The 25,695-nt window shown below is 74.8% G+C and carries 23 protein-coding genes; 8 read left to right on the top strand and 15 right to left on the bottom strand.

Translation table 11 applies throughout. From position 1 onward, the window contains the following. Nucleotides 1–40: 40 nt before the first annotated feature. Nucleotides 41–4,330 (top strand): type VII secretion EssC family protein, encoded by a 4,290-nt coding sequence (locus AC2H4J_RS15255; RefSeq protein ID WP_487465718.1) that lies wholly within the window; start codon nt 41–43, stop codon nt 4,328–4,330. On the opposite strand, the gene AC2H4J_RS15260 is transcribed toward AC2H4J_RS15255, so the two are convergent. The 4 genes from AC2H4J_RS15260 to AC2H4J_RS15275 are packed head-to-tail and all read right to left on the bottom strand — an operon-like array spanning nt 4,273 to nt 8,298. Further along, nucleotides 4,273–4,785 carry a DUF6912 family protein gene (locus AC2H4J_RS15260; protein WP_487465719.1) on the bottom strand — a complete coding sequence of 171 codons (513 nt, stop codon included), beginning with the start codon at nt 4,783–4,785 and terminating at the stop codon, nt 4,273–4,275. The genes AC2H4J_RS15255 and AC2H4J_RS15260 overlap by 58 nt on opposite strands. A 50-nt stretch (nt 4,786–4,835) precedes the next feature. Then, nucleotides 4,836–6,215 carry a WS/DGAT/MGAT family O-acyltransferase gene (locus tag AC2H4J_RS15265; RefSeq protein ID WP_487465720.1) on the bottom strand — a complete coding sequence of 460 codons (1,380 nt, stop codon included), beginning with the start codon at nt 6,213–6,215 and terminating at the stop codon, nt 4,836–4,838. 50 nt (nt 6,216–6,265) lie between these two features. After that, nucleotides 6,266–7,561, bottom strand: a complete 1,296-nt coding sequence (locus AC2H4J_RS15270) for a CpaE/TadZ family protein (RefSeq protein WP_487465721.1) — start codon at nt 7,559–7,561, stop codon at nt 6,266–6,268. Then, nucleotides 7,561–8,298 (bottom strand): CpaB family protein, encoded by a 738-nt coding sequence (locus tag AC2H4J_RS15275; RefSeq protein WP_487465722.1) that lies wholly within the window; start codon nt 8,296–8,298, stop codon nt 7,561–7,563. The genes AC2H4J_RS15270 and AC2H4J_RS15275 overlap by 1 nt, the downstream gene beginning before the upstream one ends. A gap of 225 nt (nt 8,299–8,523) precedes the next feature. Here AC2H4J_RS15275 and AC2H4J_RS15280 point away from each other — a divergent pair, with 225 nt between their 5' ends. After that, nucleotides 8,524–8,760: a helix-turn-helix domain-containing protein gene (locus AC2H4J_RS15280; RefSeq protein ID WP_487465723.1), complete on the top strand. Its 237-nt coding sequence runs from the start codon at nt 8,524–8,526 to the stop codon at nt 8,758–8,760. 3 nt (nt 8,761–8,763) lie between these two features. Here AC2H4J_RS15280 and AC2H4J_RS15285 read toward each other — a convergent pair whose 3' ends face one another. After that, nucleotides 8,764–9,333 (bottom strand): hypothetical protein, encoded by a 570-nt coding sequence (locus AC2H4J_RS15285; RefSeq protein ID WP_487465724.1) that lies wholly within the window; start codon nt 9,331–9,333, stop codon nt 8,764–8,766. Between the two features lie 100 nt (nt 9,334–9,433). Here AC2H4J_RS15285 and AC2H4J_RS15290 point away from each other — a divergent pair, with 100 nt between their 5' ends. Next, nucleotides 9,434–10,132: a LysM peptidoglycan-binding domain-containing protein gene (locus AC2H4J_RS15290; protein WP_487465725.1), complete on the top strand. Its 699-nt coding sequence runs from the start codon at nt 9,434–9,436 to the stop codon at nt 10,130–10,132. A gap of 49 nt (nt 10,133–10,181) precedes the next feature. Further along, nucleotides 10,182–10,727 carry an Rv3235 family protein gene (locus tag AC2H4J_RS15295; protein WP_487465726.1) on the top strand — a complete coding sequence of 182 codons (546 nt, stop codon included), beginning with the start codon at nt 10,182–10,184 and terminating at the stop codon, nt 10,725–10,727. Nucleotides 10,728–10,806: 79 nt separating this feature from the next. Here the strand turns inward: AC2H4J_RS15295 and AC2H4J_RS15300 are convergent, their stop codons facing one another. From AC2H4J_RS15300 to AC2H4J_RS15330, 7 genes are all read right to left on the bottom strand, one after another. Next, nucleotides 10,807–12,267 carry a benzaldehyde dehydrogenase gene (locus AC2H4J_RS15300; RefSeq protein ID WP_487465727.1) on the bottom strand — a complete coding sequence of 487 codons (1,461 nt, stop codon included), beginning with the start codon at nt 12,265–12,267 and terminating at the stop codon, nt 10,807–10,809. A 19-nt stretch (nt 12,268–12,286) separates the two neighbouring features. Next, nucleotides 12,287–12,859 carry a zinc-binding dehydrogenase gene (locus AC2H4J_RS15305; RefSeq protein ID WP_487465728.1) on the bottom strand — a complete coding sequence of 191 codons (573 nt, stop codon included), beginning with the start codon at nt 12,857–12,859 and terminating at the stop codon, nt 12,287–12,289. Nucleotides 12,860–12,937: 78 nt separating this feature from the next. Beyond that, entirely contained in the window at nt 12,938–14,722 is a 1,785-nt protein-coding gene (locus tag AC2H4J_RS15310; protein WP_487465729.1) for a glycosyltransferase family 39 protein, read from the bottom strand. Continuing rightward, on the bottom strand, nt 14,719–15,207 hold the full coding sequence (locus tag AC2H4J_RS15315) for a phosphatase PAP2 family protein (RefSeq protein WP_487465730.1): 489 nt from the start codon (nt 15,205–15,207) through the stop codon (nt 14,719–14,721). Before AC2H4J_RS15315 ends, AC2H4J_RS15310 begins: the two co-directional genes overlap by 4 nt. Then, a complete protein-coding gene (locus tag AC2H4J_RS15320) occupies nt 15,204–16,121 on the bottom strand; it encodes a DMT family transporter (protein ID WP_487465731.1) in 918 nt (305 codons plus the stop codon). The genes AC2H4J_RS15315 and AC2H4J_RS15320 overlap by 4 nt, the downstream gene beginning before the upstream one ends. Next, entirely contained in the window at nt 16,115–16,828 is a 714-nt protein-coding gene (locus tag AC2H4J_RS15325) for a polysaccharide deacetylase family protein (protein ID WP_487465732.1), read from the bottom strand. The genes AC2H4J_RS15320 and AC2H4J_RS15325 overlap by 7 nt, the downstream gene beginning before the upstream one ends. After that, nucleotides 16,825–17,937, bottom strand: coding sequence for an MGDG synthase family glycosyltransferase (locus AC2H4J_RS15330; protein WP_487465733.1), 1,113 nt, complete (start codon nt 17,935–17,937; stop codon nt 16,825–16,827). The genes AC2H4J_RS15325 and AC2H4J_RS15330 overlap by 4 nt, the downstream gene beginning before the upstream one ends. 127 nt (nt 17,938–18,064) lie before the next feature. On the opposite strand from AC2H4J_RS15330, the gene AC2H4J_RS15335 reads away from it, so the two are divergent. Both AC2H4J_RS15335 and AC2H4J_RS15340 read left to right on the top strand, forming a co-directional pair. Then, the gene (locus tag AC2H4J_RS15335; protein ID WP_487465734.1) at nt 18,065–18,766 is read left to right on the top strand and encodes a response regulator transcription factor; all 702 of its coding nucleotides are present in this window, start codon (nt 18,065–18,067) and stop codon (nt 18,764–18,766) included. Continuing rightward, nucleotides 18,767–20,059, top strand: a complete 1,293-nt coding sequence (locus AC2H4J_RS15340; protein ID WP_487465735.1) for a sensor histidine kinase — start codon at nt 18,767–18,769, stop codon at nt 20,057–20,059. Nucleotides 20,060–20,119: 60 nt separating this feature from the next. Here the strand turns inward: AC2H4J_RS15340 and secA are convergent, their stop codons facing one another. Then, complete coding sequence (gene secA / locus AC2H4J_RS15345) at nt 20,120–23,053, bottom strand: preprotein translocase subunit SecA (RefSeq protein ID WP_487465736.1); 2,934 nt, start codon at nt 23,051–23,053, stop codon at nt 20,120–20,122. 72 nt (nt 23,054–23,125) lie between these two features. On the opposite strand from secA, the gene AC2H4J_RS15350 reads away from it, so the two are divergent. Together AC2H4J_RS15350 and AC2H4J_RS15355 are read left to right on the top strand one after the other, a co-directional pair. After that, entirely contained in the window at nt 23,126–23,350 is a 225-nt protein-coding gene (locus tag AC2H4J_RS15350) for a pyridoxamine 5'-phosphate oxidase family protein (protein WP_487465737.1), read from the top strand. 181 nt (nt 23,351–23,531) lie between these two features. Next, nucleotides 23,532–24,086, top strand: coding sequence for a GNAT family N-acetyltransferase (locus tag AC2H4J_RS15355; RefSeq protein ID WP_487465738.1), 555 nt, complete (start codon nt 23,532–23,534; stop codon nt 24,084–24,086). A gap of 45 nt (nt 24,087–24,131) precedes the next feature. Here the strand turns inward: AC2H4J_RS15355 and hpf are convergent, their stop codons facing one another. After that, nucleotides 24,132–24,827 (bottom strand): ribosome hibernation-promoting factor, HPF/YfiA family, encoded by a 696-nt coding sequence (gene hpf, locus AC2H4J_RS15360; protein ID WP_487465739.1) that lies wholly within the window; start codon nt 24,825–24,827, stop codon nt 24,132–24,134. Between the two features lie 45 nt (nt 24,828–24,872). Beyond that, a complete protein-coding gene (locus AC2H4J_RS15365; RefSeq protein WP_487465740.1) occupies nt 24,873–25,661 on the bottom strand; it encodes a ComF family protein in 789 nt (262 codons plus the stop codon). Nucleotides 25,662–25,695 lie beyond the last annotated feature (34 nt).

A 25,695-nucleotide genomic window follows, 5' to 3' on the forward strand; every position in this document is an offset into this window, starting at 1 on the left:
CGCGGCTCGGCGCGGGCTTCCGGGGAGCGACGATGCCGTGGTGACCCCGATCCCTCCGCCCCCGTCCAAGGCGGCGCGCGCCGCCCGGGTGTGGACCTTGCACGCAGGTGGAAGGCGTGTCGACGTCGAGGTCGTGGCCTACGACCACGACCTTCTCCGCGACGTCCTGCCGTCGATCTCCGCCGCCCTCGGCCAGCCCGGCTCCGACCTATGGGCCGACTCCTCCCGGCTGGCCGACGACCTGCCCCTCAGCTCACCCGCGCTGGTCCATGGAGCGGTCCTCGCACTCGGCGGCCCCGTGCCCGGCGATCGGCGCTCGGCGTCCGCCGCCCTCGAGCTGCGGGTGGTGGGGGGTCCCGACGCGGGTCGCGCCGTGCCCCTCGGGCAGGGCCGGCACGTCATCGGGCGCGGCAGCGAGGCGGACGTGCGGCTCGACGACCCCGACGTGTCCCGGCGGCACGTCGGGGTGCAGGTGGGCCGTGGGTCGATCACGGTCGCCGACCTCGGCTCCACGAACGGCAGCCGGCTGGACGAGCACGCCCTCGACGGGACGCCGCGGACGTGGCTGGCCGGTCAGGTCCTCCGCCTCGGCGCGAGCGCGGTCACCGTCGTGGGCCCCGGCGGTGCGACGGCTGCCGTGGAACCCGCCGGTTCGGGGCGGGTGCGGGTGCGCCCGATGCCACGGATGAGCTCGCCGCCCACCGAGAGCGAAGTGGTCTTCCCGCCTCCCCCGGCCGACCCTCCGCGGCGCCGGCTGGCTCTCGTGGCAGTGGCGCTGCCCGCGGTCGGTGGCGTGCTCATGGCGTGGCTCCTGCACACCCCCACCTTCCTGTTCTTCGCCCTGCTCAGCCCGCTCGTCGCCCTGGGCACGTGGATCTCCGAGCGCTGGTCGGGACGTCGCAGCGGCCGTCGCGCCAGGGCCACGCATGCCCTGGAGGTGCTGGCGGCGGAGACCGAACTGGCCGAGGCGGCGGCCGCCGACGTGCGGGCGACCGAGGCGGCCCACCCCGATCCGGCGGCGGTCGTCGCGGCCGCGCGGCGACGGGGTCACCTGCTATGGAGCCGCGCGCGCGGAGATGCCGACGCGCTGACCGTCCGCGTGGGCAGCGGTCCGGGTCTGACCCGGGTGACCCGGGTCCGTGGTGACGGGTCCCGCGCCCGCGTGCCGGCGGCGCATGTTCCGGTCGCCGTCGAGATGCGGACCGGCGGGCTGGCCGTGGTCGGCCCGCGCGAGCGTGCGCTCGGCGTGCTGGCGGCTGTGCTCAGCCAGCTGAGCACCCTGCACGCGCCCGGAGAGGTCGACCTGATCCTGCTCACCGAGGCCGACCGAGTCCACGACTGGACGTGGGCCCGGTGGCTGCCGCATCTGTCGCCGCGCATGGTGCACGTTCGTCCGACCTCCTCTCCGGTCGACCGGTCCGACGACGAGCTGAGCGCCTGGCTGACCGGCCTGGCAGCGCGCCGCCGCAGCGCGGTCGACCGGACCTCCGGGGAGCGCAGCCCGGCTGGCGCGTCCGGCTGGCTGGTCGTGATCGTGGACCGCCCCCTCGGCCCACGGCCGGCCACCGCGCTCCGCGAGGCCCGGGACGGCGGAGTGCTGGTGCTCACGACCGCCGAGTCCGCCGAGGACATGCCGGTCGCCGCGCCCGCGGTCCTGCGGCTGGCCGGGGAGACCGGAGATGTGGCGGTGCTCAGCCGGGAGGGCCGTCCCGACCGCCCGGAGGTGCGGGTCGACCGGATGCCTCGCGCGACTGCGGCGGCGCTGGCGCGCGACCTGGCTGCACTGACGCCGGCGGCCGCGGACAGCGACCTGCCCCGCCGGGTCCGGTTGCTCGATCTGCCCGACACCGGCCTCTCCCTGGACCCGGCCGGAGAGCTCGGCGGATCCTGGGTGGACGACCGGGACCGGCTGATCGCCACCCTGGGTCGGACCGCAGAGGGCCCGGTCCGGGTGGACCTGTGCCGGGAGGGTCCGCACGCTCTCGTCGCCGGCACCACGGGATCGGGCAAGTCCGAACTGCTGCAGACCCTGATCGCGGGCCTCGCGCTGCACCACCCGCCCGACCGGTGTTCGTTCCTACTCGTCGACTACAAGGGCGGCGCCGCGTTCGCCGAGGCGGCCACCCTGCCGCACACCGTGGGACTGGTCACCGATCTGGACGCGCAGAGCACCGCGCGCGCTCTGCGCTCCCTGAGCGCCGAGCTCGCCCGCCGGGAACACATCCTCGCGGCGCACGACGCCGTGGACATCGCCGGCCTACCCGGCCGCGTCCCCCTGGCCCGTCTGGTCATCGTGGTAGACGAGTTCGCCACCCTCGCCGAGGAGCTGCCGGAGTTCGTTCCCGGCCTCATCGGCATCGCCCAGCGCGGGCGCTCCCTGGGAGTGCACCTCGTGCTGGCCACCCAGCGACCGAGCGGCGTGGTGTCCCCGGAGATCCGCGCGAACTGCACCCTGCGGATCTGTCTGCGCACCACCGACGAGGCCGACTCACGGGACGTGCTCGGAACCGTCGACGCCGCCCACCTGCCCGTGGACCTGCCCGGGCGGGCGTTCCTGCGCTCGGGCAGTGGTACGCCGGTCGCCCTCCAGGTCGCCCGTGTGGCCGGCGCCGCGGACCAGGAGCTCGGCCGCGCCCCGGAGGTCCGGCTGCACCCGTGGCCGACGGAGCCGCCGCTCCCGGCCGAGCGCTCCGGCCAGGCCGGGGTCAGCGACCTCGCGCGCCTGTGCCGGGCGCTGACCCCCTACGCGACGACGCTCGATCGCCCGCTCCCGCACCGCCCCTGGCTGCCGCCGCTGCCCACCTCCATCGCCGCAGAGCACCTCATCGATCACCTCCTCGACCATCTCGCAGACCACCGCCCCCGCGAGGTGGACGAAGCAACCGGGCACGCCCGGCTGGCGATCGGACTGATCGACCGGCCCGACCGCCAGACGCGGGAAGCCCTCGAGGTCGATCTGGAGGAGGGCGGTACGTGGCTGGCCGTCGGCGGACCGCGCAGCGGGCGCACCACGCTGCTCCAGGCCGTGCTGGGGGAGGCGGTGCATCGCTTCGCCGCCGACGACCTGCACGTGCACGTCATCGAGTCCGGTGGCGGAACGCTGGCGGCCGATGCCGCCGGCCTCCCGCATGCCGGTACCACCGTCCAGACCGAGGACGCCTTCCGGACAGTTCGGCTCGTCGACCGCCTGTGCCGGGAGGTGGCCGCCCGCCGCGCCGGCACCCTGCCGGGTCGTCACCCGCGGATCCTGTTGCTCGTCGACGGCGTGGAATCACTCACCACACAGCTGGACGACGCTGACCCGGCACGTGGGTCAGCGTCGCTGCTGCGGCTGCTCCGCGACGGCGCTGCCGTCGGTCTGACCTGCGTGGTCACCGCCGATCGGGCCGTACCCGGCGGGCGCCTCGCGGCCGTGGCGCGACAGCGGATCGTCCTGCCGCTGCCCGACCGCGCCGACTACGCGGTCGCCGGGATCCCGTCGCGCGCGGTCCCCGAGGTCCGGCCGGCCGGGCGCGGCCTCGTCGGGGAGGCGGCGTTGGAGTGCCAGCTGGTGCTGCCCCGCCGGATGGCCGCGCCGGCGTCGTCCGGAGGGCCGTTCCCGCCACCGATCCGCATCGCGGAGCTCCCGGCCGAGGCGGTGCTGCCACTGTCGGCAGCGGGCGACGCCACCCCGGCAGACGGGATTCTCCCGCTCCCGCTCGGGCCGGGCGGCGACGAGGGCGAGCCGGTCGTCATCGACCTCCTGCGGACCGGCGGTCTGCTGGTCACCGGATCTCCCGGCAGCGGCCGCTCGACCGCCCTGGACGCCTTCGCCCAGCACCTGCGGGCCGGGGGCACCCAGCTGGTCCGCCTCGGGCTCTACCCGGGGTCGGCCGAGGCCGGCGGTGCGGGAGACGTTCCCTGGTTGGACCCCGGCGACGAAGCAGCCCTCCGCGGCTGGGTGGCGGCACTCGACGGGCGGCCCGGCGTGGTCCTGGCCGACGACGTGGGCGCCCCGCTGGAATGGGCCGCCCTCGGGGCGCTGCCGTCCCTCGGAGCCCGCAGCGGTGTCGTGCTGATCGCGGCGGCCGGTTCCGGTCAGCTCACCGGGCACTACCAGGGGCCGATCGCTGCCCTGCGGCGCGCCCGCTCCGGACTGCTGCTGTGCCCGGGGCCCGGCGACGCGGACGTGCTGGGCGTCCGACTGCCCCGTCTGCCGCTGCCCGTCCGGCCCGGAAGCGGCTGGCTCGTGGGGTCATCCGGCATCGATCGGGTGCAGGTGGCCAGACGTCCTCACAGCAACTCGAGCGCCGGACCGATCTCCTGCGTCGCATACCAGGCCAGCTCATGACCTTCGGCCTGGTCGACCAGGAACTGCGCGTCCTCGCTGCCTAGATCGGCCTCCAGGACGACGTTCACCGCCTTCCGGACGTCGTCCTCGGCCTCGGCGCCGTCGATGTGCGCGCTGGCGACGTCCTTGACCCGGATGTCGGCCTCGACGCGGGCGGCGCCACGATCGGTGTCCGGGTCGTCGAGCGGGCGCACCTGGGCATCGGGCACGTCCGCAGCGAGCACGACCCGGCGTCGCGCCGCGGTCGGGTCGACGTCGATCAGCCGCAGGCTCGCCCGCGCCGCGGCGAGCAGTGCCGCGTACTCCAGCTCCTCGGTGTCGGCGCCGGCGTCACTGAGCTCGTAGAACTCCCGGAGCTGCGGCGTGACGGCGAACGCCGTGTGCGGTCCGTGCAGGACCCCCTCGTCCACGAGGTTCCGCAGGACGCTCGTCGTGGCAGGCAGGTAGACGCGCACCCGGCTCGTTCCCTTCGTCGATGAAGGGCGACGGTAACCCGGCCGCGCCGTCAGCCGGCCGCCTCCACCAGCTCGGCGACCTCCTGCTCGATGAGATCGGCCAGGACGTCGACGTCTCCCACGCTGTCGCGGTCGGCGTTCAGCCCGAAGTAGACGCGCCCGTCGTAGCTGGTCATGCCGATCGACAGACCCTGGCCCCGGGCCAGCGGCACCACCGGGAACACCTCGAGCATCCGGCTGCCTGCCGCATACAGCGGGAACTGCGGGCCGGGCACGTTGGTGACGACGAGGTTGAACAGGCGCCGGGACAGGCCGCGCGCCGCCCGGGCGCCCAGCGCGTGCAGGGTCGGCGGGGCGAAGCCGGTGAGCGCGATCAGGCTGTCCGCACCGACCGACTGGCCGTGCAGGGCGATCCCCCGCATGGCATAGCTCAGCCGGGCCAGTCGCACCCGCGGATTGGGCTCGCCCACGGGCAGGTCGACGAGGTAGGAGGAGACGCGGTTGCCCGCGGCGGCGTCCTCGTCCTGCATGGAGACGGGCACCAGCGCCCGCACGGACGTTGCCGCGACGACCGGCTCGCCGCGGGAGAGCAGCCACTCCCGCAGGGCACCCGTGACGACGGTGAGCAGCACGTCGTTCACGGTGCCGCCGTAGGCCTTGCGCACCTTCTTCACCTCGTCGAGCTCGGCGCGCGCCACCGCGACCCGTCGCTGCCGGCTCACCGTCGTGTTCAGCGGGGTGTGCGGAGCCGCCAGCACGGTCTTGCGCGCCGTGCGCAGCAGGCCGCCCGCCACCCCGGTGAGCCGGACCGCGGTCGACCGGACGTCGGTGATCGCCCCCCGCGCCGTCTCCACGATGGCGGAGGGGCGGCGGGCGTACTCGTCGAGCGCCTCCCAGACCAGCTGGGCACCGTTGGGGGGCCGTTCGGGCCGCCACTCGGCCGGCTCGGGCGCCGGCGCGTCCGGCTCGACGTCGAGCAGCACCTGGCCGATGTCGATGGCGCTGAGCCCGTCCACCAGGGCCGGATGCGTCTTCGTGATGACGGCGACGCGTCCCTGCGACAGCCCGTCCACGAGGTACATCTCCCACAACGGGCGCCGCCGGTCCAGCGGCCGCGAGGCCAGCCGCGACACGAGGTCCAGCAGCTGGGCCTCGGTGCCCGGCCGTGGCAGCCCGTTGCGGCGCAGGTGGTAGGCGAGGTCGAAGTCGGGATCGTCGACCCAGACCGGGTTGGCCAGATGCCCGGGCACCTCGGCCACCCGCTGCCGGTACCGGGGCACCAGCGGCAGCCGGGCCTCCACCAGCGCCGCGAGCGCGTCCACTCCGCCGCGTGGCGCCTCGAGGATCAGCACCCCGCCGACGTGCATGGGGGTGCCGGGCTCCTCCAGGTACAGGAAGGAGGCGTCCAGTCTGGTGAGCCGCTCGACCATCGATCTCCTCACAGGTGGGGGCCCACGCTACGTGCGGCGCAGGCCGCCGGCTATCCGGCCGCGCGGTCCCGCTTCCTGGCACGCCGACCGGAGGCTGGCTCGGCGACCTCCGCCAGCTGCGCGGCCAGCGAGCGCAACCCGACCCGCAGCGGGGAGGCCGGGGCCACCTCGGCGAGGGTGCGTCCAGCGGCCAGCGCTGCATCGGTGGCCCGGCGGTCCGCGGGCAGGAAGAACCGAACGTCATGGCCGGTGAACCGCCCGATCGCGTCGGCGATCTCCTGCCGCGGGTCGCCGGGCACCGGGCCGCGGCGCACCTGGTTGACCACGAGCTCCGGCTCCACGCCGGGGAGCACCTCCCGCAGCTCCCCCAGCGCCCGGATGCTGCGCTGCAGGGCCACCGGGTCGGCGCCGCCCACGCAGAGCACCGTGTCCGCCTGCTCGAGCACCGCCAGGGTGGCCCCGTTGCGCCTCGGCGCCGCCGTGTCGAAGGAGAGTTCCTCGTCGTCCTCCAGGCTGAACGAGCAGTCCACCACGGTGAGGTCGGCCAGTCGTCGCGCCTCGTCCAGGACGGCGGTCACCGCGCGCGGACGCAGCTCGGGCCACCGGTCGGCGCGCGCCAGGCCGGTGAGCACGCGCAGGTGCGGACGCACCGACCATGCGAGCCGGACCAGTGCCGCCCCGTCCAGCGTGCCGCTCCCGGCCAGTCGCGCGGCACCGGCCAGCCCGGGCGACTCGTCGAGCAGCCCCAGCATCTGCGCGATGACGCCCCCGTACACGTCCGCGTCCACCAGCAGTGTCGAGACACCCAGGCGGGCGGCCTCGTCGGCGAGGCCCACCGCGACGGTCGTACGCCCGGGTGCGCCAGTCGGGCCCCAGACGGCGACGACGCGGCCGCGACCCACCGGTCGGTCCTCCGGCGCCACGGGGGCGCCGAGCGCCGGAAGGGCCGCGCGGGGGTCGGCGACGTCGCGGCCCGGGGTTGCGGCGCCGGCCACCGCCTCGCGCAACGCCGCCGCGATGGCCTCCGGCTCGGTGTCGGCGGGCAGCACCCGGTGGACCCCGAGCTGGCGCAGCCGGTCGGCCGCCCGCTCGTCGCCGGGTTCGACCAGGCCCACGACGGCGACGCCGGCAGCCTCGAGGCGCGCGACGGCGTCACCGTCGAGGCTGCGCAGCTCCGCGGAGAGCAGCGCGGCCTGCCCGGTGCCGGTGGCGGCGACCGACAGCAGCTCGGAGACGTCCACGCACCGGCGGACGACGGTCACACCGTGGTCGGCGCGGTCGAGGGCGCCGACCAGCTCCGACTCCCAGGCCGCGCCGGTGACCGCGGTGAAGACCTGCAGCGCCATCAGCCCGTCGGCCCTGCCCCGGGGGCCTGCCCCGCCGCCGGCACTCCGGAGCCCGCGTCGGCCGAGTCGTGCACGACGACGACCAGGGGCCGTCCGGCGATGGCGGCCAGCACCTTGGGGGCGTCGTCGGCAGCGACCGAGACGACGACCTGGATCGCCGTCGTCGGGGTGGAGAGCACCCCCTGGGAGCGGCCGGAGACTGCCGCGACGGGGGCCTTGCGCACCACCGGCGTCACGCTGCCGTCGGCGACGGCGGCCCCCGCGGCCGGGTCCGCCACGGCGTAGACGTCGACCAGCTGCCCCCGTTCCAGCCCCGGCGGCACGTAGCCCGACTGCACGGGAAGGGCCAGCTGCACCAGCTCGGTGCTCGGGTCCAGCGCCGCCCGCGGCAGCAGCTCACCGGCCCGCACGGCGCGAGCCAGCGTGCGCCCCTCCGGTCGCGTGCTCGTCCCGAGGTAGGCGTCGGCCGCATCACCCAGCCGGACGTCGACCGCGCGCAGATCGCCGGCGTCCAGCCGGGTGCCTGCGGCGAGGTCACCGGTGAGGGCCCAGACCGGGACGGTCGCGTCGGCGGCGCCCACGACCCGGGCGCCGAGCAGCACCGAGCCGAGCACGAGCAGCACGCCCAGGACGAGCCGGAGGTCCAGCCAGCGGGGTGGGCGGACGCGGCGGGGGGTCGGTCCGGGGCGTGCGTCGGACGACACCCCGACGGGAGCGGGAGTTCGGACGGCGGTCACGGCACGCGCCCCGGATCGACCCTCACGTGTGTGCGCACCCCTTCCGAGCCGACGCCGGCGACCGGTGTGTCGCATGCCGATGTGCCGACGTAGCAGCGTTCGAATGCAGATGATGCGTCATTCGTGCGATGGGGCGCACTGGCCATCCACACGTTCGGGTGTGGACGGTTGCCACGAACCACCGTTGTGGCTGACACACTGAGCGGGACCGGACGGAGAGAACCGATGCCCACGCCCCGCTTCCTGACCCTCGACGACGTCGCGGAGATCCTCAACGTGTCGTGGTCGCAGGCGTACGCACTGGTGCGCCGCAAGGAGCTGATCGCCATCCAGATCGGCGGCCGCGGTCAGTGGCGGGTCGAGGTGGACGAGCTCGAGCGGTTCATCCAGCAGAAGTACGCCGAGGCGCGCGCCGGCTCGGTTCCCGCCGAAGCGGAGACCGCCGCCGAGCAGGACGCCTGACGGTCAGCCGAGGCCCGGCGTCACCGTCCGGACGACGGCGATCCGGGCGATGACCACGGCGCGCACGCCCTGCACCGCCTCGGTGCGGCGCGGGAGATCGGCGGGGTGCTCGGCCAGCTCCACATAGTCCGCGCCCACCCGGTCCAGCGTCCCACCCAGCACGTTCCCGTCGTCCAGCACGATCTGGACGGCGCCCCGGTCGCGAACCAGCCCGCGCAGCGCGCGCCGTAGGTCCAGCCGACCGCGCACCGGTCCCGCCGGTTCTGCGGCCGCCGTCCGCCGGCCCAGTCCCGCCACCGACCGCACCGCGTCCAGCGCGACGAGGCAGGCCCGGGAGCCGTCGTCCTCGACCAGCAGCCAGTCCGGGCCCACCTCCACCAGGACGCCGCACACCGTTCCCGCGCCGCCGCAGGCCAGCGTCAGCGGAAGGCCCAGCGCACCGCGCAGGCGGTCGAGCAGGGCGACGGCGCCCACTTCCGCCCGCGTGCGTGAGGCCGACTCCGCGCGCTCCAGGGCGGCTTCCTCCGCCTCGAACTGCGCCTGCAGGTCGGCGAACAGCTGCTGCCACCGCATCTCCCCACCTCCGTCGCACAGCCTAGATCCACGCGAAGACTTGCGTTTGCGTGCATTTGCTTGCTTTAGTGCTCATCCGTCACTTACGGAGGAGGTCGAGATGTCGATACGTCGCCTGGTCGCCACGGCCGCAGCCATGGGCGTGATCGCCGTCCTGCTCGGTGTCCTGACGCCGGACCTGACCGCCATGACCCGCGCGGTCGCCGACGCGCAGCGCACGGTCGACACGCAGGGGGCCGACGTGGTCATCGCCTCGGCCGCCGGGCTGCTCGCCTGGGCGGTCTGGGGATGGGGTGCGCTCGGCCTGGTGCTGACCGCCGCCTCGGCGGTGCCGGGTGCGATCGGCGGCACGGCGCGCGCCCTCCTGCACGTCGCCCTGCCGGCCGGCGCACGCCGCGGCGCCGCGCTGCTGCTGGGCGTGGGGCTGGGCCTCTCGGCCCCGATGGCGGGAGTCGTCCTCCCCGCCCTCGCACCGCCGGCCTCGGCGGCGGGCGCGGTCCAGGACCTTCCCGACTGGCCGGCCACGGAGCTGCCCGGTACGCCCGTTCCGGACTGGCCCGACCCCGCGGCGGAGGCCCCACACGCAGCGCCGGCGCCCGGCGATCGGGTCGTCGTGCGCGGCGACTGCCTCTGGCACATCGCCGCCGACTCGCTGCTCGGTCAACTGGGCCGCCTGCCGGCCGACGCCGAGGTCGCGGCCGCCGTCGAAGCCTGGTGGCAGGCCAACGCCGACGTCATCGGCCCCGACCCCGATCTCCTGCAGCCCGGCCAGGTGCTCCGGGCCCCCGGACCACCGTGACCCGCCGCGCCGACCGCCCCCCGTCCACCGCACGCCCTGGGAGTTCCCGATGACCGCCTCGCTCCGCCCCACGACCAGGCCCCAGCGCCCGCCGCTGCGGCTGGTCGTCGTCCCCACCCCGCAGCCCCCACTGGAGGACGAGCGGATCCCGGTCCGGCTGCTCCACCCCGGCGTCGCCGTCCCCCGGCCCCTCCACCGGCCGGGGCCCCGCGTGCGCCCGGCCGCCGGACTGCCTCGGGACGACGACTTCGGCCCGACCTGGTCCAGCCGCAGCGAGCTGCCCGATCCCCGGGTCGCGGGTCGCCGGCTGTTCCTGCTCGCGCTCGAGGCGATGGCCGGACGGCGACCGCTCGCCCAGCTGCGCGCGCTGACGTCCGCCGGGGTCTTCGCCGCGCTGTCGGGGGGACGACGGCCCGGCTGGTGCACCGCCGGCACGGCGCCGCTACTGGTCGGCCGCGTCCACGTGTCCGAGCCGGTCGACGGCGTCGCCGAGGTCAGCGCGGTCGCACGGAGGGACGGCCGGGCGCACGCAGTGGCCGCGCGACTCGAGGGGATCGACGGCCACTGGCGCTGCACCGCGCTGCAGATCGGCTGAACCCGGACGTGCACAGCGCCCCCGCCGTGAAGGCTCGGCGGGGGCGCTGGCGTCCGAGGGGAACGGGCGTTCCGTGGGATCAGAAGGGGTAGGCCGGCAGGTCCCCGCGCAGGGTGACCCACTGCGTCTCGGTGAAGGCCTCGATGTTCGCCATCGGGCCACCGTGGCGGGAGCCGGTGCCGGAGGCGCCGACCCCACCGAACGGCGCTACGGCCTCGTCGTTCACGGTCTGGTCGTTGATGTGCACCAGTCCGGACGGGATCCGCTCGGCCAGCTGCAACCCGGCGTACACGTCGCGCGTCAGGATGCCCAGCGAGAGCCCGTACTCGGTGCCGGCGGCCAGATCGACGACCTCGTCCACCGAGGAGAACGGCGTCACCGGAGCCACCGGCCCGAAGATCTCCTCCTGGTACGCAGGGGCGTCCACCGACACGTCGGCGAGCACCGTCGGCCGGTAGAACAGTCCCTCGTAGGTGCCGCCGGTGCGCACCGTGGCGCCGCCCTCGACACTGGCGGTCACGAGCCCGTGCACCCGGTCGCGCTGACCGGCGTCGATCAGCGGGCCCAGCGCCACCTGGTCGCGGAACGGGTCCCCGACGGGCAGCTTCTCCACCTTCTCGGTGAGGATCTGCGTGTACTCCTCGGCGATGTCGCGGTGCACCAGGTGCCGCGACGTGGCCATGCAGATCTGACCCTGGTGGGAGAACGTGCCCCACGCGCCCACCGAGGCGGCCGCGCGGACGTCGACGTCCGGAAGCACGATCAGCGCCGAGTTGCCGCCCAGTTCCAGGTGCGCCCGCTTGAGGTGCTGACCGGCCAGGGCACCCACCGCGCGCCCGGCCCGGGTGGACCCGGTGAAGGCGATGACGCGGACGGCGGGCTCGACGACGAGCGCCTCCCCCACGTCCGCGCCGCCGGGGAGGACCTGCAGCACGCCCGCCGGCAGTCCGGCCTCCTCGAAGACCCGGGCGAACATCGCGCCACCGGAGATCGCCGTCCGCGGGTCGGGCTTGAGGATCACCGCGTTGCCGAGCGCCAGCGCCGGGGCGACGGCCCGGATCGCCAGGATCGTCGGCACGTTGAACGGCGCGATGACGCCGACCACGCCGGCCGGCACCCGGCGGGCGAAGGACAGCCGCGGCGAGCCGGTCCGCAGCAGCTCGCCGTACGGGTGCGAGGGCAGCGCCGAGGCCTCGAAACACTCCTGCGCGCTGGTGTGCACCTGGAAGTCACCGAACGGCTGGATGGCCCCGGACTCCCGCGCCAGCCAGCCCTTGATCTCCTCGGCGTTGGCCTCGAGCACCTCACCGGCCCGGCGCAGCACCCGCGCCCGCTCCTCGAACGGCAGCGCGGCCCACGACCGCTGCGCCTCCACCGCGCGCACCGCCGCGGTGTGCACGTCCTCCGGCGTCGCCTTCCCGACCGGGGCGATCACGTCCCCGGTCGCCGGCTCCACCGCGTCGTACGTCCCGCCGGAGCTGTCGCTCCACGTCCCGGTCCAGACCTTGCCCTGCCAGGCGCCGTCCTCGAGCAGTCCCATGTCCTCGTTCTCCTGTCGATCAGTGCGGCATCGTGAGGACGGGCTTGAGCACGTCCCCTCGGTGGCTGGCCTCGAGGGCCTCGTCGATCTCCTTCAGTTCGTAGAAGCGGACCAGCCGGTCGATCGGGAACCGGCCCTGCCGCTGCAGTTCCACCAGAGTGCCGATCAGCGTCTCGCTGCGGCCGCTGCCACCGAGTGTGCCCACGATCCGCTTGCCCCAGAGCGTCGTGAGGTGGTCCAGGCCGAACTCGGCTCCCGCGGGGGCCCCGCCGATCAGCACGCAGGTGCCGAGCATCCCGACGCTGTCCGCGGCCTGGCGCACGACCGGGATGACGCCGGTGCACTCCAGCGCGAAGTCGGCCGGGCCACCGCAGATGCGGTGCACCTCGGCGACGGCGTCGGCGTCGTCGGCGTTCACCGTGTGGGTCGCACCCAGCTCCTCGGCGAGCGCCAACCGGGCCGGGTGCCGGTCGACGGCGATCACCGTCCTGGCCGGCGACAGCCGCGCCGCCATCACCGCGGCCAGTCCCACGGCGCCGACGCCGTAGATCACCAGGCTGGCGCCCGGCCCCGGGCGCAGCGTGTTGAACACCGCGCCGGCGCCGGTCGAGATGCCGCACGCCAGCGGGCCCAGCAGCTCGATCGGGGCATCCTCCGGGACGACGACGGACTACGTCGCGTCCTCGTAGTGTCCCGCCGCCAGCGCCGCGAGGTCGTAGACGGTCGTGGCACCCACCCGGACCGCCGGAGCCTGCCGGCGCACCCAACGGTCGATCTGCCTGGCCGTCCCCCGCCCGACCAGGCCGGGCACGTACCAGTGGATGCGGTGTGACCGCACGTCGGCCTCGAACTCGATCAGGCTCGGTGCCGGATCGCGGCCGAAGAATCCCCCGACCGGCAGGACCGGCGCGTCGGCAGCCAACTGGAGATCGCCGGCACGGCGGCCGACGGTGGCGGCCGTCCAGGTCCAGTCGTCGGTGTCCTGCCGAAGCAGGCGCGTCAGGGCCGCGGACACCGAGCCCGGGCCGGTGGTCGCGACCGGCGCCGGCCGCGTTCGGCTCACCGGGCCGGCACGCACGGCGCTGCCGGTGTGCGGCGCCCCGGCCGTGGCGACCGACCAGGTCACGGGACCCACCATGGCCGCGACGAGCAGGAACACGGCACCCATCCGCGCGACGGACCGGTTGACGGTGCCCGCAGCGGCCAGCAGGAGTACACCGATCAGACCGCAGACCAGCACGAGCACGGCGACGGAGCCGTCCGGGGCCATCCGGCGGTCCACCAGCGACACCGCCCACGCCGTCGTTGCCAGCGACCCGGCGCCGAGGACGGCGAGACTCCGCCCGGTGTGCCGCCGCCAGAGCAGCGTCGCCCCCAGCGCGGTCAGGGCAGCGACCGCCGGGGCCAACTCGACGGTGTAGTAGGAGTGCCACGTGCCCTGCATGAGGCTGAACACCACAGCCGTGGTCAGCGCCCAGCCGCCCCACAGGACCAACGCGGCCCGGACGGGGTCCGTCCGCGGCCGTCCGCGGTGGAGCACCAGGCCGGCGGTCAGCCCCGTGACGGCGGTCGGGAGCAGCCACCCCACCTGATCCGCGGCGAGCCCGAACAGCCGCAGCGGGGACTGACGGCCGATGACCCGGACGCCGGCACTGCTCTCGTCGCCGGTGATCCGACCGACCCCGTTGTAGCCGAGGGCGAGATCGAGGGGGCTGTTCGTCGCGCTGCCCCCGACCCATGGCCGGGACGTCGCCGGTATCAGCTCCACGACCAGCAGCCACCACCCGCCGGCCACCACCAGGACGCCGGCGGCGGCCAGGAGGTAGCCCACCCGACGGCGCAGGGGCCCCGGCGCGGCGAGCAGGAAGGCCCCCGCCAGACCCGGCACCTCGAGCAGCGCCGCCATGGATTTGGTCAGGAAGGCGCATCCCAGCAGGCCGCCGGTGAGCAGCGCCCAGCGCAGCCGCCCGTCCTCGAGTGCGCGGGTGGTGCTCCATGCTGCCGCCACCAGGAGGACGGTCAGCAGGACGTCCGGATCGTCGACCCGAGCCATCAGCGTCAGCACCGGCGTCACCGCGAGCAGCACGCCGGCGAGCAGGCCGGCCCACGGGCCGGCGACCCGGCGGACGGTGGCCACCAGCAGCGCCACGGCCCCCACACCCAGCAGCGCCTCAGGGACGAGCAGCGACCAGCTCGACAGACCGAACAGCCGGACCGACAGGCTCATCACCCAGATGGCGGCCGGGGGCTTGTCGACGGTGATGGTGGCTGCGGCGTCGGAGGCGCCGAAGAAGAACGCCTTCCAGCTCTGCGCCCCCGCCTGCGCCGCGGCGGCGTAGAACGAGTTGCCCCAGCCGCTGCGATCCAGGCCGACCAGGTAGAGCAGGGCCGTGGACCCCAGGAGGGCTGCGGTGGCCAGCCGCTCACGTGCCCGCGATTCGACAGGGGCGCTCACGTGCCCACGGACTGTCGGCGGGCGAGGATCCCGCGGACGACTCCGATCAGCAGGATGGCGGCGGAACCCGCGAGTACGCCGAGCGCCAGGCCGGCCACGACGTCCTGCGCGTGGTGCACGTGCGCCGCCACCCGGGCGACACCGACCAGCACCGCGCCGACACCGACGACCACGCCCAAGGATCGGCGGTACCGGAACACCAGGGCCGCCAGCAGGCCACCGGCGGCGGCGTGATCGGAGGGGAACCCGTTGTCGGCCGGGTGCGCGAACAGCGGAGCCGACGAGGGATCGTGGACGAACGGGCGGGGATCGACGTGCAGGGCGGCCGCGACCCAGATGGCCAGCCCCAGGACGGCGAGCCCGAGCACGGCCTCGACGGCCAGACGCTGCTTCCCGCGCCGATCGAGGGCGAGCCAGGTCACCCCGGCGAGCAGCACGAGCCCGACGAGCAGGTACTGGGCCACCAGGACGATGAGCGTGTTCACGGGACCACCCCCGCCAGTTCGCCCGAACGCCGCTCGAACGGTTCCGGCACGGGCCCGTCCCCGCCGGCGTCGGCCGCCGCCGGCCCTCGTCGGGCGAGCACGACCAGCCCAGCACCCAGGAGGAGAGCACCGGCCAGCTGTCCCAGCCGGGCGCCGGCCCCGGGCAGCAGCGACTCACCGAACAGCGGTCCCGCGAGCAGGACCGCGATCGCGGGTTCCAGGACGGTGGTCACCGGCAGCGACTCGACGAGCGCCCCGGCGGCGAACGCCGTCTGGGACGTGTAGATCCCGGCCAGGGCCACGACGGCGATCTCCCCCGCCGTGCCGGCCGCGGACCACGACGGCAGGGGGACACCCAGCAGTTGCTTGAGCAGCAGCCCCGTGACCCCGAAGCAGACGCCCGCAGCCACCCCGCGGACGAGCGCCGCGTGCGACCGCCCCGACGCCCCGGTCGCGAGCACCGCCGCCGCGGCGATGAGGAGGGCGGCAGCCGCCACCAGCGCGAGTCCCGCACCGGGCGCGGTCGCCGCCCCCGACGCCGGTCGGGCCGAGAGGAGGAAGCCGGTCAGACCGAGGACGACGGCGAGTGCGGCGGCCCACTGACCTCGGCCGAGTCCCGGGCGGCCGGGCTGCCGCCGGTCGACCCAGGCACCGAGCGCGAGGGCGAACACCAGCCCGCCGGCCAGCAGTGGCTGCACGAGCGCCACCGGGCCCGTGTGCAGCGCGCCGGCGTGCAGGGCCACGCCGAGGGCGGCGGCGGCCTGGGCGGCCAGCCACGCGGGCCGGCGGGCAAGGCGCACCAACCATCGGCTTCCCCCGGCCACGGCGGTGTCGGTCGCCGTCCGGTGCTGCACGACCGTCGAGACGGCGAACGCGCCCGCTCCGGCCAGCGCGAGCAGGACCGCGATCAGCACGACGGGTCCAGGTGGTCGCCGAGGGTCCGCACCTCCAGGTCCCCCAGCCCGGCCGCGAGCAGTGGCAACGCAGCGACGGTGGACCGCCACGAGCCGGGCCGGCTGGTGCAGTCGGAGTCGTGCAGGAGCACGGTGCCGCCGTCGCGGAGCGTGCTCATCACCTCGGCCACCACGTCGCCGGGCGGCCCGGCGCGCCAGTCCTTCCCCCACGCCGTCCAGAGCACCGGGGTGAGGCCGACGTCGCGGGCGGCCCAGACCGTTCCGGCGCTGATGACCCCGTACGGAGGACGGAACCAGCGGGCGCGGACGCCGGTCACCTCGGCGACCTCGCGGATGGCGACACGCAGGTCGCGCCGGATGCCCATCGGCGTGCGGACGAGGTGGTTGCGGTGGATCGTCCCGTGGACGGCCACCTCGTGGCCCGCGTCGACGATCCGCCGCGCCATGTCCGGGTGGCGGCGGACCTGAGAGGCGAGCAGGAAGAAGGTGGCGCGCCAGCCCAGGCCGGCGAGGGCGTCGAGCACCGCCGGGGTGCCCGCCGGATCCGGGCCGTCGTCGAAGGTCAGCGCAACACCACCGCTGCGGCCTTCCCCGGCCAGCCCCGGGGTGAGCCGGCGGACCGGGCCGCATGCCGTCACCGCCGGCAGCGCGTGGACCAGCGCGGCACCGGCCAGCGGCAGCGCCAGAGCCGGCACGAGCCTTCTCATGCCGCCACCTCCGCGGACAGCGCCCCGGTGATCGGGACGTCCCTCCCGAGGATGAGTTCGGCCGGGTCGGGGAAGCGGTGCTCGGTGCGGCCGCGCGCCGCCTGCTCGCGCAGGTGCCGGGCCAGCTCCGCGCGGTCGCGGGCCCACGGGGCGAGCCCCGCCTCGTCCAGCACCCGCGCGTTCGCCCGCCCGTGGCCGGGGATCGGCCGGTAGGTCACGGCCGGGAGACCCGCGACGAGCGACTCGGTGAACGACAGCCCGCCGGCGTTCTGGACCAGCACGTCCGCGGCCTGCAGCAGCCGGTGCACGTCGTCCCGCCAGCCGAGAGCGACGACGCCCTGGCCGGCGAGGCTCCGACGGAGCCGTTCGTTGCGGCCGCACAGGACCACGGCGGTGAAGCCTGCAGCGGCGACGTCGTGGACCGTGGTGCGCACGTCCCCGAGGCCGAGCGAGCCGCCGGCGAGCAGGGCCAGCGGACGGTCGTGGGCGGGCGCGATCTCGGCGCGCAGCGTGGCCACCTCGTCCGCCGGGAGACGCTGCGCGAACCGCTCCGGCACGAGGGGACCCGCCACGTCCATGCTCACCCCGTAGGCGGCCGCGCCCTGGGCCGCCGTCGCGGCGGTCACGGTCAGGTGGCGGTCGACCGCCGGATGCAGCCAGCTGGCATGCGCGGCCGGGTCGGTGAGATAGGTGTACGCCGGCACCGGAAGGCGGCCGTCGGCCCGCAAGGCTCCGACGGCCTGGCTCGCCGGCGGGTAGGTGGCGATGACCACGTCCGGCCGGAACTCGGCCGCCCACCGTGCCACGCCGCGGGCGCCGTGCGCGCAGATCAGCTGCTCCACCTGCCAGAGGACGCCACGCCGCTCCAGCCGGTGGAAGAGGATCTCGAAGGCCAGCGGAGTCCGCTGGACCGTGGCGGTGTACCCCTCGCGGAGCAACAGGGCCACCGGGCGGGGCACCGCGTCGAGGAAGTCCCGCACCTCGACCTCCACTCCGGAGCGGCTGAGTCGCGCCGCGAGTTCGTACGCGGCGCCGTCGTGGCCCGCGCCGACGCTCCCGCTGACGATCAGCACCCGCGACGGCCTCGTCCCCACGGTCGGTGTCCCCATGCGTCCACCGTGGTCGGAGGCCGGGAACCGGCCGGTTCGCCGAAGGTGAGCGGACGGCAAACTCGCAGAGAGAGGTGACCCAGGCGACGCACAGGCGACGCACAGGTCCACGTCCTAGCGTCAACGCATGGCAGACCTGCTGGTCGTCGAGGACGACGAGACGATCGGCGCTGCGCTGAGCAGTGGCCTCCGAGCGCACGGTCACTCGGTGTCCTGGCAGCGCACCGGCCGCAAGGGGCTCGATGCCGCGGCCGGGCGCGCCTTCGACATGGCACTGCTCGACCTGGGCCTGCCCGACCTGGACGGGATCGAGGTCTGCCGGCGGCTGCGCGCCTCCTCCCCCGGCATGGTCCTGGTGGTACTGACCGCGCGCACCGACGAGATGGACGTCGTCGTGGGTCTGGAGGCCGGCGCCGACGACTACCTCACCAAGCCGTTCCGCTTCGGCGAGCTGCTCGCCCGGGTGCGCGCCCACCTGCGCCGGCAGGCGGTCGTGCCGCCGAGCCAGGAGCAGCTCGTGGTCGGGCGGCTGGTGGTGGACGCCGCGGCACGTCGGGTCACGGTCGACGACCTCGAGGTGGTGCTCCGCACCAAGGAGTTCGAACTGCTCGCCCGGCTGGCGGCCGACGCCGGCAACGCGGTGAGCCGCGAGACGCTCATGGCCGACGTGTGGGACGCCCACTGGTACGGCTCGACCAAGACACTCGACGTCCACGTCGCTGCCATCCGTCGCAAACTCGCCGCGGTCGCCGGCCCCGAGGCGCCGCCGCCGATCACCACGCTGCGGGGCCACGGCTATCGCATGGAACGCTCCGGCAGCGGGGCCTGAGTGCGCCGGCGCATCGTGACGCTCGCCCTCGCCGCCGCGGCCTTGGCCATCACGCTGTTCGGGATACCCCTGGGCTACGCGGTGGCGGTGTCGATGCTCGGGGACGAGGCAGCCGAGGCCGAGCACGTCGCCGACGTCGCGGCCATCGGCGTGGCGGCCCACCTGGCCCGGGAGGAGCCGGTGACCTCGCTTCCTGCGACGGGATCGGACATCGTGCTCGCGCTCTACAGTCCCGAGGGCACACGCCTGACCGGGACGGGACCGGCTCGCGCCGATCCCGTCGTGCTGGACGCCGTCGGGGGTCAGGTCGCCAACGATTCCGATGCACCGGGCGGGCTGGCCGTCGCCGTCCCCGTCACCGACGGCACGACGGTGACCGCCGTGATCCGGGCAGCCAGCCCCTATCCCGGCGTCTGGCTGCGGATCGCCGGGGCCTGGAGCGTGATGCTTGCCCTCGGGGTGGTCGCGGTCGGCGCGACGTGGTTGCTCGCCCGGCAGCAGGCACGCCGGCTGTCCGCTCCGCTGGAGTCCCTGGCCGGCGTGGCCCAGCGGCTCGGTGAGGGCGACTTCAGCGTCCGCACGACGGCCAGCGGGATCCCCGAGATCGACGCCGCCGGGTCGGCGCTCGACGTCACCGCCGACCGTCTGGACGACCTCGTCACCCGTGAGCGCGCCTTCTCCTCGAACGCCTCCCACCAGCTGCGCACCCCGCTCACCGGGCTCCGGCTCACGCTGGAGACCGCGCTCGACGCACCGGTCGGGGCCCAGCGGACCGCCGTCGTCCGGGCCCTGGAGTCGGCCGACCGGCTGGAGCGGACCATCGGGGACCTGCTCTCCCTGGCCCGGCACGCGCCACGGGACCGGGCGGTCCTGCCGTTGAAGGCCCTGGTGACGGACTGGACGGCCGCGTGGTCACCCGTCCTCGAGGGGCGCGGCCGGCGACTCGACGCGACGATCGCGTCCCCGCTGCCCGACGCCCTCGCCTCGGAAGCCGCGGTGCGGCAGGTCGTCGACGTGTTGCTGGACAACGCGGTCGTCCACGGGACCGGCCGCGTCGACCTCGAGGTGCGCGACGCGGGCGGGACGGTCGCGATCGACGTCAGCGACCAGGGCGACGGGCCCCCCGACCCCGACGAGGTGTTCCGCAGCCGGGACGGCGGCTCGCCCGGGCACGGAATCGGTCTGGCCCTCGCGCGTGCGCTCGCGGAGGCCGAGGGGGGCCGGCTGGTGCTCTCGCGCACCCGGCCCCCGGTGTTCAGCCTGCTGCTGCCCGCTGCAGGGCCCGGCGACTGACCGCGGCAACCGCGCCCCACCGAACGGCATCGGCAGGGCGCGGGCGTCAGCGGAGGGCGCCTACCGGCCGGCGGCGCCGTGGCACTGCTTGTACTTCTTGCCCGACCCGCACGGGCAGGGTGCGTTGCGCGGGGTCTCCTTGGTGCCGGTCACCGTCGCTGACTTCGCCGCCTTGGCGGGTCCGCTCTCCTTCGCCGAGCTGTCGAGCGTGGGCGCGGAGTACTGCAGGTTCTCCGCGGGCCGCGGCGCGTCCAGGCCCTTGACGTTGAGCTGCGGCCCGGTGCCCGACGGCTTCGGGGCGCCGACGGTGGGCGCCTGGGGAGCGCCCTTGCGGGCGGTGGCCCTGGGTGGGGCCTTCGGCTCGGCGGCCGATGGCGCAGCGGCGGCGGCCTCCGCGGCCTGGCGGGCGAGCACCCGCGCCGTCCCCTCCTGCGCGGCGGCCAGCGCCGCTGCCTCGGCCTCGGCCTGCTTCGCGGCCGCCTCGGCCTCCTGCTCCTCCTTGGACTTCACCTCCAGGTTGAACAGGAAGCCGACGGACTCCTCCTTGATGCCGTCGAGCATCGCGTTGAACATGTCGAAACCCTCGCGCTGGTACTCCACGACCGGGTCGCGGTTGGCCATCGCGCGCAGGTGGATGCCGGCCCGCAGGTAGTCCATCTCGTAAAGGTGCTCGCGCCACTTCCGGTCCAGCACGCTCAGCAGCACCCGGCGCTCCAGCTCGCGCATGACCTCCGAGCCCAGCGCCGTCTCGCGCTCGTCGTAGGCGCGGTGGACGTCCGCGAGCAGCTCCTGCTTGAGCGTCTCGGCCGACAGCGCGGCCTGGTCGCCGTCGGCGACGCGGTCGAGCAGCTCGGCACGGTCCAGGCCGACCGGGTAGAGCGCCTTGAGGCCGGCCCACAGCAGCTCGAGGTCCCAGTCCTCGGCGTACCCGGTCTCGGTCGCGCCGTCGACGTAGGCGCTGATCACGTCGTCGACCATCGACTGGATCTGCACGTGCAGATCGGCGCCCTCGAGCACCTCACGTCGCTCGCCGTAGATGACGGTGCGCTGGCGGTTGAGCACCTCGTCGTACTTGAGGACGTCCTTGCGGACCTCGAAGTTCTGCGCCTCGACCTGGGTCTGCGCCGAGCGGATCGCCCGGCTGACCATCTTCGACTCGATCGGCTGGTCGTCGGGCACCCGCAGCGTGGTCATCATCGACTCGAGCATCGGGCCGTTGAACCGGCGCATCAGGTCGTCGCCCAGGGAGAGGTAGAACCGCGACTCCCCCGGGTCGCCCTGCCGGCCGGAGCGGCCGCGCAGCTGGTTGTCGATGCGGCGGCTCTCGTGCCGCTCCGTGCCCAGCACGTAGAGGCCGCCGGCCTCGACGACCTGCTCGTGCTCCGCCTTGACCTGGGTCTTGGCCTCCTCGAGCGCGTCGTCCCAGGCCGCCTCGTACTCCTCCGGCGTGTCCGCCGGCGACAGCCCACGCGCGCGCAGGGTCTCGTCGGCGATGAACTCGGGGTTGCCGCCCAGCACGATGTCGGTGCCGCGGCCGGCCATGTTGGTGGCGACCGTGACCGCACGGAGCCGCCCGGCCTGGGCGATGATCGCCGCCTCGCGGGCGTGGTTCTTCGCGTTCAGCACCTCGTGCGGGATGCCCCGCTTGAGCAGGTACTTCGAGAGCACCTCGGACTTCTCGACGCTCGCCGTACCGGCCAGCACCGGCTGGCCGGCCTCGTGCCGCTCGGCGATGTCCTCGACGACCGAGTCGAACTTCGCCTTCTCCGTCTTGTAGATGACGTCGGAGCGGTCCTCGCGGATCATCGGCTTGTTCGTCGGGATCGGGGTGACGCCCAGCTTGTAGGTCTGGTGCAGCTCGGCGGCCTCGGTGGAGGCCGTGCCGGTCATCCCGGAGAGCTTCTCGTAGAGCCGGAAGTAGTTCTGGAGGGTGATCGTGGCGAGCGTCTGGTTCTCGTCCTTGATGTTCACCTTCTCCTTGGCCTCGATCGCCTGGTGCATGCCCTCGTTGTAGCGGCGGCCGGCCAGCACGCGACCGGTGAACTCGTCGACGATGAGGACCTCGCCGTTGGCGACGATGTACTGCTGGTCGCGGTGGAAGAGCTCCTTGGCCTTCAGCGAGTTGTTGAGGTAGCCGATCAGCGGCGTGTTGACCGCCTCGTAGAGGTTGTCGATGCCGAGCTGGTCCTCGACGAACTCGACCCCCTCCTCGGTGATGGCGACGGTGCGCTTGCCCTCCTCCACCTCGTAGTGGACGTCGCGCTTGAGCAGCGGCGCGATGCGGGCGAACTCGCCGTACCACTTGGCGCTGGTCTCGGCGGGACCGCTGATGATCAGCGGGGTGCGGGCCTCGTCGATGAGGATCGAGTCCACCTCGTCGACGATCGCGAAGTGGTGGCCGCGCTGCACGAGGTCGTCCTTGCTCCACGCCATGTTGTCGCGGAGGTAGTCGAAGCCGAACTCGTTGTTGGTGCCGTGCGTGATGTCGCACAGGTACTGCTCGCGCCGCACCGGGGGCGCCTGGCCGGAGACGATCGTGCCGACGGACAGGCCGAGGAAGCGGTGCACCCGCCCCATCCACTCCGCGTCGCGGGCGGCCAGGTAGTCGTTGGTGGTGACCACGTGGACGCCGTTGCCCGCCAGGGCGTTGAGGTACGCCGCCAGCACACCGGTCAGCGTCTTCCCCTCACCGGTCTTCATCTCGGCGACCTGGCCCAGGTGCAGCGCGGCCCCGCCCATCAGCTGCACGCGGTAGTGCCGCTGCCCCAGGGTGCGGGTCGCGGCCTCGCGGACGACGGCGAACGCCTCCGGCAGCAGCGCGTCGAGGGACTCCCCCTCGGCGTAGCGCTCCTTGAACTCGTCGGTCTTGGCGCGCAGCTCCGCGTCGGTCAGCGCGCCGACCTCGTCGGCCAGCGACTCGACGGCGTCGGCGATCTTGGAGAGCCGTCGGAGGATCTTGCCCTCACCGGCACGGAGAAGTCTGGTGAACACCACGCCCCCAGCGTAGGCGGCCGAGCCTGCGAGGTCGCCCAGCCGAGGCCGGACGGCGCTCCGTAGCCTGCACCGATGGCCATCGATCCCGCCGACCCGGGCCCGGACGCGCTCGCCTTCCTGACCGGACGGCACCTGGCCACGCTCACCACCCTGCGTCCCGACGGCACGCCGCACGTGGTCCCCGTCGGGTTCACCTACGACCCGGCGACCCGCACGGCCAGGGTGATCACGTCCGGCTCGTCGGCCAAGGTCGCGCACCTGCGGGACGGCGGAGGGCGCGTGGCGGTCTGCCAGTAGAAGGACCCCCGTGCCCCCCGGCCCTCGCAAGCTCGGGCCGGGACCCTGCACGAGGGCCACGCGGTGGCCGACGCCGTCGCGCGCTACGCCGTCCGCTACCGGCAGCCGCGCGAGAACCCGGCCCGCGTCGTTCTCGAGATCTCGGTGGACCGGATCCTCGGCAACCCCTGACCATGGGCCGGTGGAACTCGACGGCATCGACCTGACCACCGAGGTGGTGCGCGGAGAACGCCTGCTGTTGCGCCCCTTCCGGCCCGACGACGTGGAGGCGGTCTTCCGCGCCTGCCAGGACGGGGACCTGCAGCGCTGGCTGACCGCGCTGCCCTCGCCCTACACGCGAGAGGCGGCCGTCGAGTTCGTCACTGGCATCGCACCGCGTGGCCGGCAGGCCGGCACCGACCTCGGCTGTGCGGTCGAGGTCGACGGCGAGCTGGTCGGAGCCTGCGGGGCGCACCACCTGACCACCGGCCGTCTCGGTCCCGAGATCGGCTACTGGACGGCGCCCTGGGCCCGCCGGAAGGGCTACGCGGCGGAGGCGGCGCGCACGCTGGCGGACTGGGCCATCGAGCGCGGCGCACCACGCGTGCACCTGTTCACCGACGTGGCCAACACGGCCTCGCAGGCCGTCGCCGTGCGGGCCGGCTTCACCGCGGAGGGAACCGTCAGGTCCTGCCTGCACTACCAGGACGGGTCGCGAGCCGACGCCGTGCTGTTCGGGCGGGTGGCCGGCGGGTGAACCGACGGTGCGGGAGGGCGCGACACGCGCGCCCTCCCGCCTCGGTCAGGCGTGCGCCGCCGCGCCCTGGGCGGCCGGCGTCTCGGCGTGCGCCGGCCCGGCCCCGTTCTGCGACTGCTCGGAGAGCCGGATGAGGCCGTAGTCGTAGGCGTGCCGGCGGTAGACGACCGTCGGCTGGCCGGTGTCGGCGCACTGGAAGAGGAAGAAGTCGTGGCCGACCAGCTCCATCTCGTGGAGCGCCTGGTCGACGGTCATGGGAGTGGCGGGATGGTGCTTCTCCCGGACGACCCGGCCGGGCAGGTGCTCGTCCAGATCGGTCATGTGCGGACCCTCGGCCAGCTGCCGATCCAGGTCCAGGGCGCCGGTGACAGCGGTCTCGTCGACCGGGCTGTTGCCGGTGAGCCGCACGCTGGCCGGGGTCCTCCGGCCGTGGTGCACCCGACGGCGGTCGGCCGCGCGGCGCAGCCGGCTCTCGAGCTTGCCGGCGGCCAGGTCGAGGGCCTCGTAGAAGTCGGCGCCGTCGGCCTCGGCGCGGATGACGGGGCCCTTGCCGCGGAGGGTGATCTCCACGCGCTGGCAGTGCGCGGCCTGGCGGGGGTTCTTCTCGTGGAACAGCTCCACATCCATGCGGAGCATCTTCAGCTTGCCGTCGAACCGTTCGAGTTGGCCGACCTTGTCCTCGACGTGCTGGCGGTAGTGCTCCGGAACTTCGACGTTGCGACCACGGACCACGATCTCCATGTGACCTCCCGGTTGGACGGGTGTAGTCGCTTCGACGCTAGTCCTTCACCCACCGTCCCGACAGTCGGCCGGAGGGCTCCTCCGGACGTTCTCGTGCCGCTCCGGGACAACCCGCAGGTCGCCCCGCGCAGGGGACGTGGAGGGCCGTCGCGGGGTCGCGGCGACGACTGCGGCGAGCACCGGCGCGTCGTCCGGACGACACTCCGCGGACAGCGCCGCGGCGGCCTCGGTGAGGGTCGCGCCACTGGTGACCACGTCGTCCACCAGCACCAGCAGCGCGCCCGGCATCGGCACGACCGACGGGTCCCGGGCGAAGGACCCGACCAGGTTCGCCCGCCGGGCCGCGGCGGACAGGCCGGCGGAGTCGCGCACCCGTCCGCGCCGGACCAGCAGCCGGGCCTCCGCCGCCGCGAGACCCGCCGTCCGTAGTTCGGCGACGGCCCGGCGGCTCAGCTCCCGGACGTGGTCGCGGCCGCGGGTGCGCAGGGCGGCGGCCGAGCTCGGCACCGGCACCAGCAGCACCGGCCGAGCCGGCCCGGCGGCGCTCACCACCGCCGCGACGGCGAGCGCCAGTGCCGCCCCCAGGGGGCCGGCGAGCTCCGCCCGGCCCTGCTCCTTGAACGCGTTGACCGCCGGCCGCACGGGTCCGCTGTAGGCGCCCGCTGCCGCGGTCGGCGGGAATCCCCACGGGAAGCGGCGCGGGGTCGCCAGGCGCGGGACCGCCAACCGGGCCGCGCACCGCGGACAGAGCATCCGGCCGGGCACCCCGCAGCCGGCGCACGTGCGGGGCAGCACCAGATCGGCGAGCGCACCGAGCAGCGAGGGACTGGGCACCGCGACACCGTAAGGCCCCGTTCCGGGTCCCGGC

This window comes from Blastococcus sp. OS1-29 (genome assembly GCF_057628075.1).

Excerpts from the sequence above, each read along its gene's own strand:
- AC2H4J_RS15290 (WP_487465725.1), top strand. The coding sequence starts at position 9,434 with ATGTCGATACGTCGCCTGGTCGCCACGGCCGCAGCCATGGGCGTGATC.
- AC2H4J_RS15335 (WP_487465734.1), top strand. The coding sequence starts at position 18,065 with ATGGCAGACCTGCTGGTCGTCGAGGACGACGAGACGATCGGCGCTGCG.
- AC2H4J_RS15280 (WP_487465723.1), top strand. The coding sequence starts at position 8,524 with ATGCCCACGCCCCGCTTCCTGACCCTCGACGACGTCGCGGAGATCCTC.
- hpf (WP_487465739.1), bottom strand. The coding sequence starts at position 24,827 with ATGGAGATCGTGGTCCGTGGTCGCAACGTCGAAGTTCCGGAGCACTAC.
- AC2H4J_RS15350 (WP_487465737.1), top strand. The coding sequence starts at position 23,126 with ATGGCCATCGATCCCGCCGACCCGGGCCCGGACGCGCTCGCCTTCCTG.
- AC2H4J_RS15295 (WP_487465726.1), top strand. The coding sequence starts at position 10,182 with ATGACCGCCTCGCTCCGCCCCACGACCAGGCCCCAGCGCCCGCCGCTG.
- AC2H4J_RS15265 (WP_487465720.1), bottom strand. The coding sequence starts at position 6,215 with ATGGTCGAGCGGCTCACCAGACTGGACGCCTCCTTCCTGTACCTGGAG.
- AC2H4J_RS15285 (WP_487465724.1), bottom strand. The coding sequence starts at position 9,333 with ATGCGGTGGCAGCAGCTGTTCGCCGACCTGCAGGCGCAGTTCGAGGCG.
- AC2H4J_RS15325 (WP_487465732.1), bottom strand. The coding sequence starts at position 16,828 with ATGAGAAGGCTCGTGCCGGCTCTGGCGCTGCCGCTGGCCGGTGCCGCG.
- AC2H4J_RS15300 (WP_487465727.1), bottom strand. The coding sequence starts at position 12,267 with ATGGGACTGCTCGAGGACGGCGCCTGGCAGGGCAAGGTCTGGACCGGG.
- AC2H4J_RS15330 (WP_487465733.1), bottom strand. The coding sequence starts at position 17,937 with ATGGGGACACCGACCGTGGGGACGAGGCCGTCGCGGGTGCTGATCGTC.
- AC2H4J_RS15270 (WP_487465721.1), bottom strand. The coding sequence starts at position 7,561 with ATGGCGCTGCAGGTCTTCACCGCGGTCACCGGCGCGGCCTGGGAGTCG.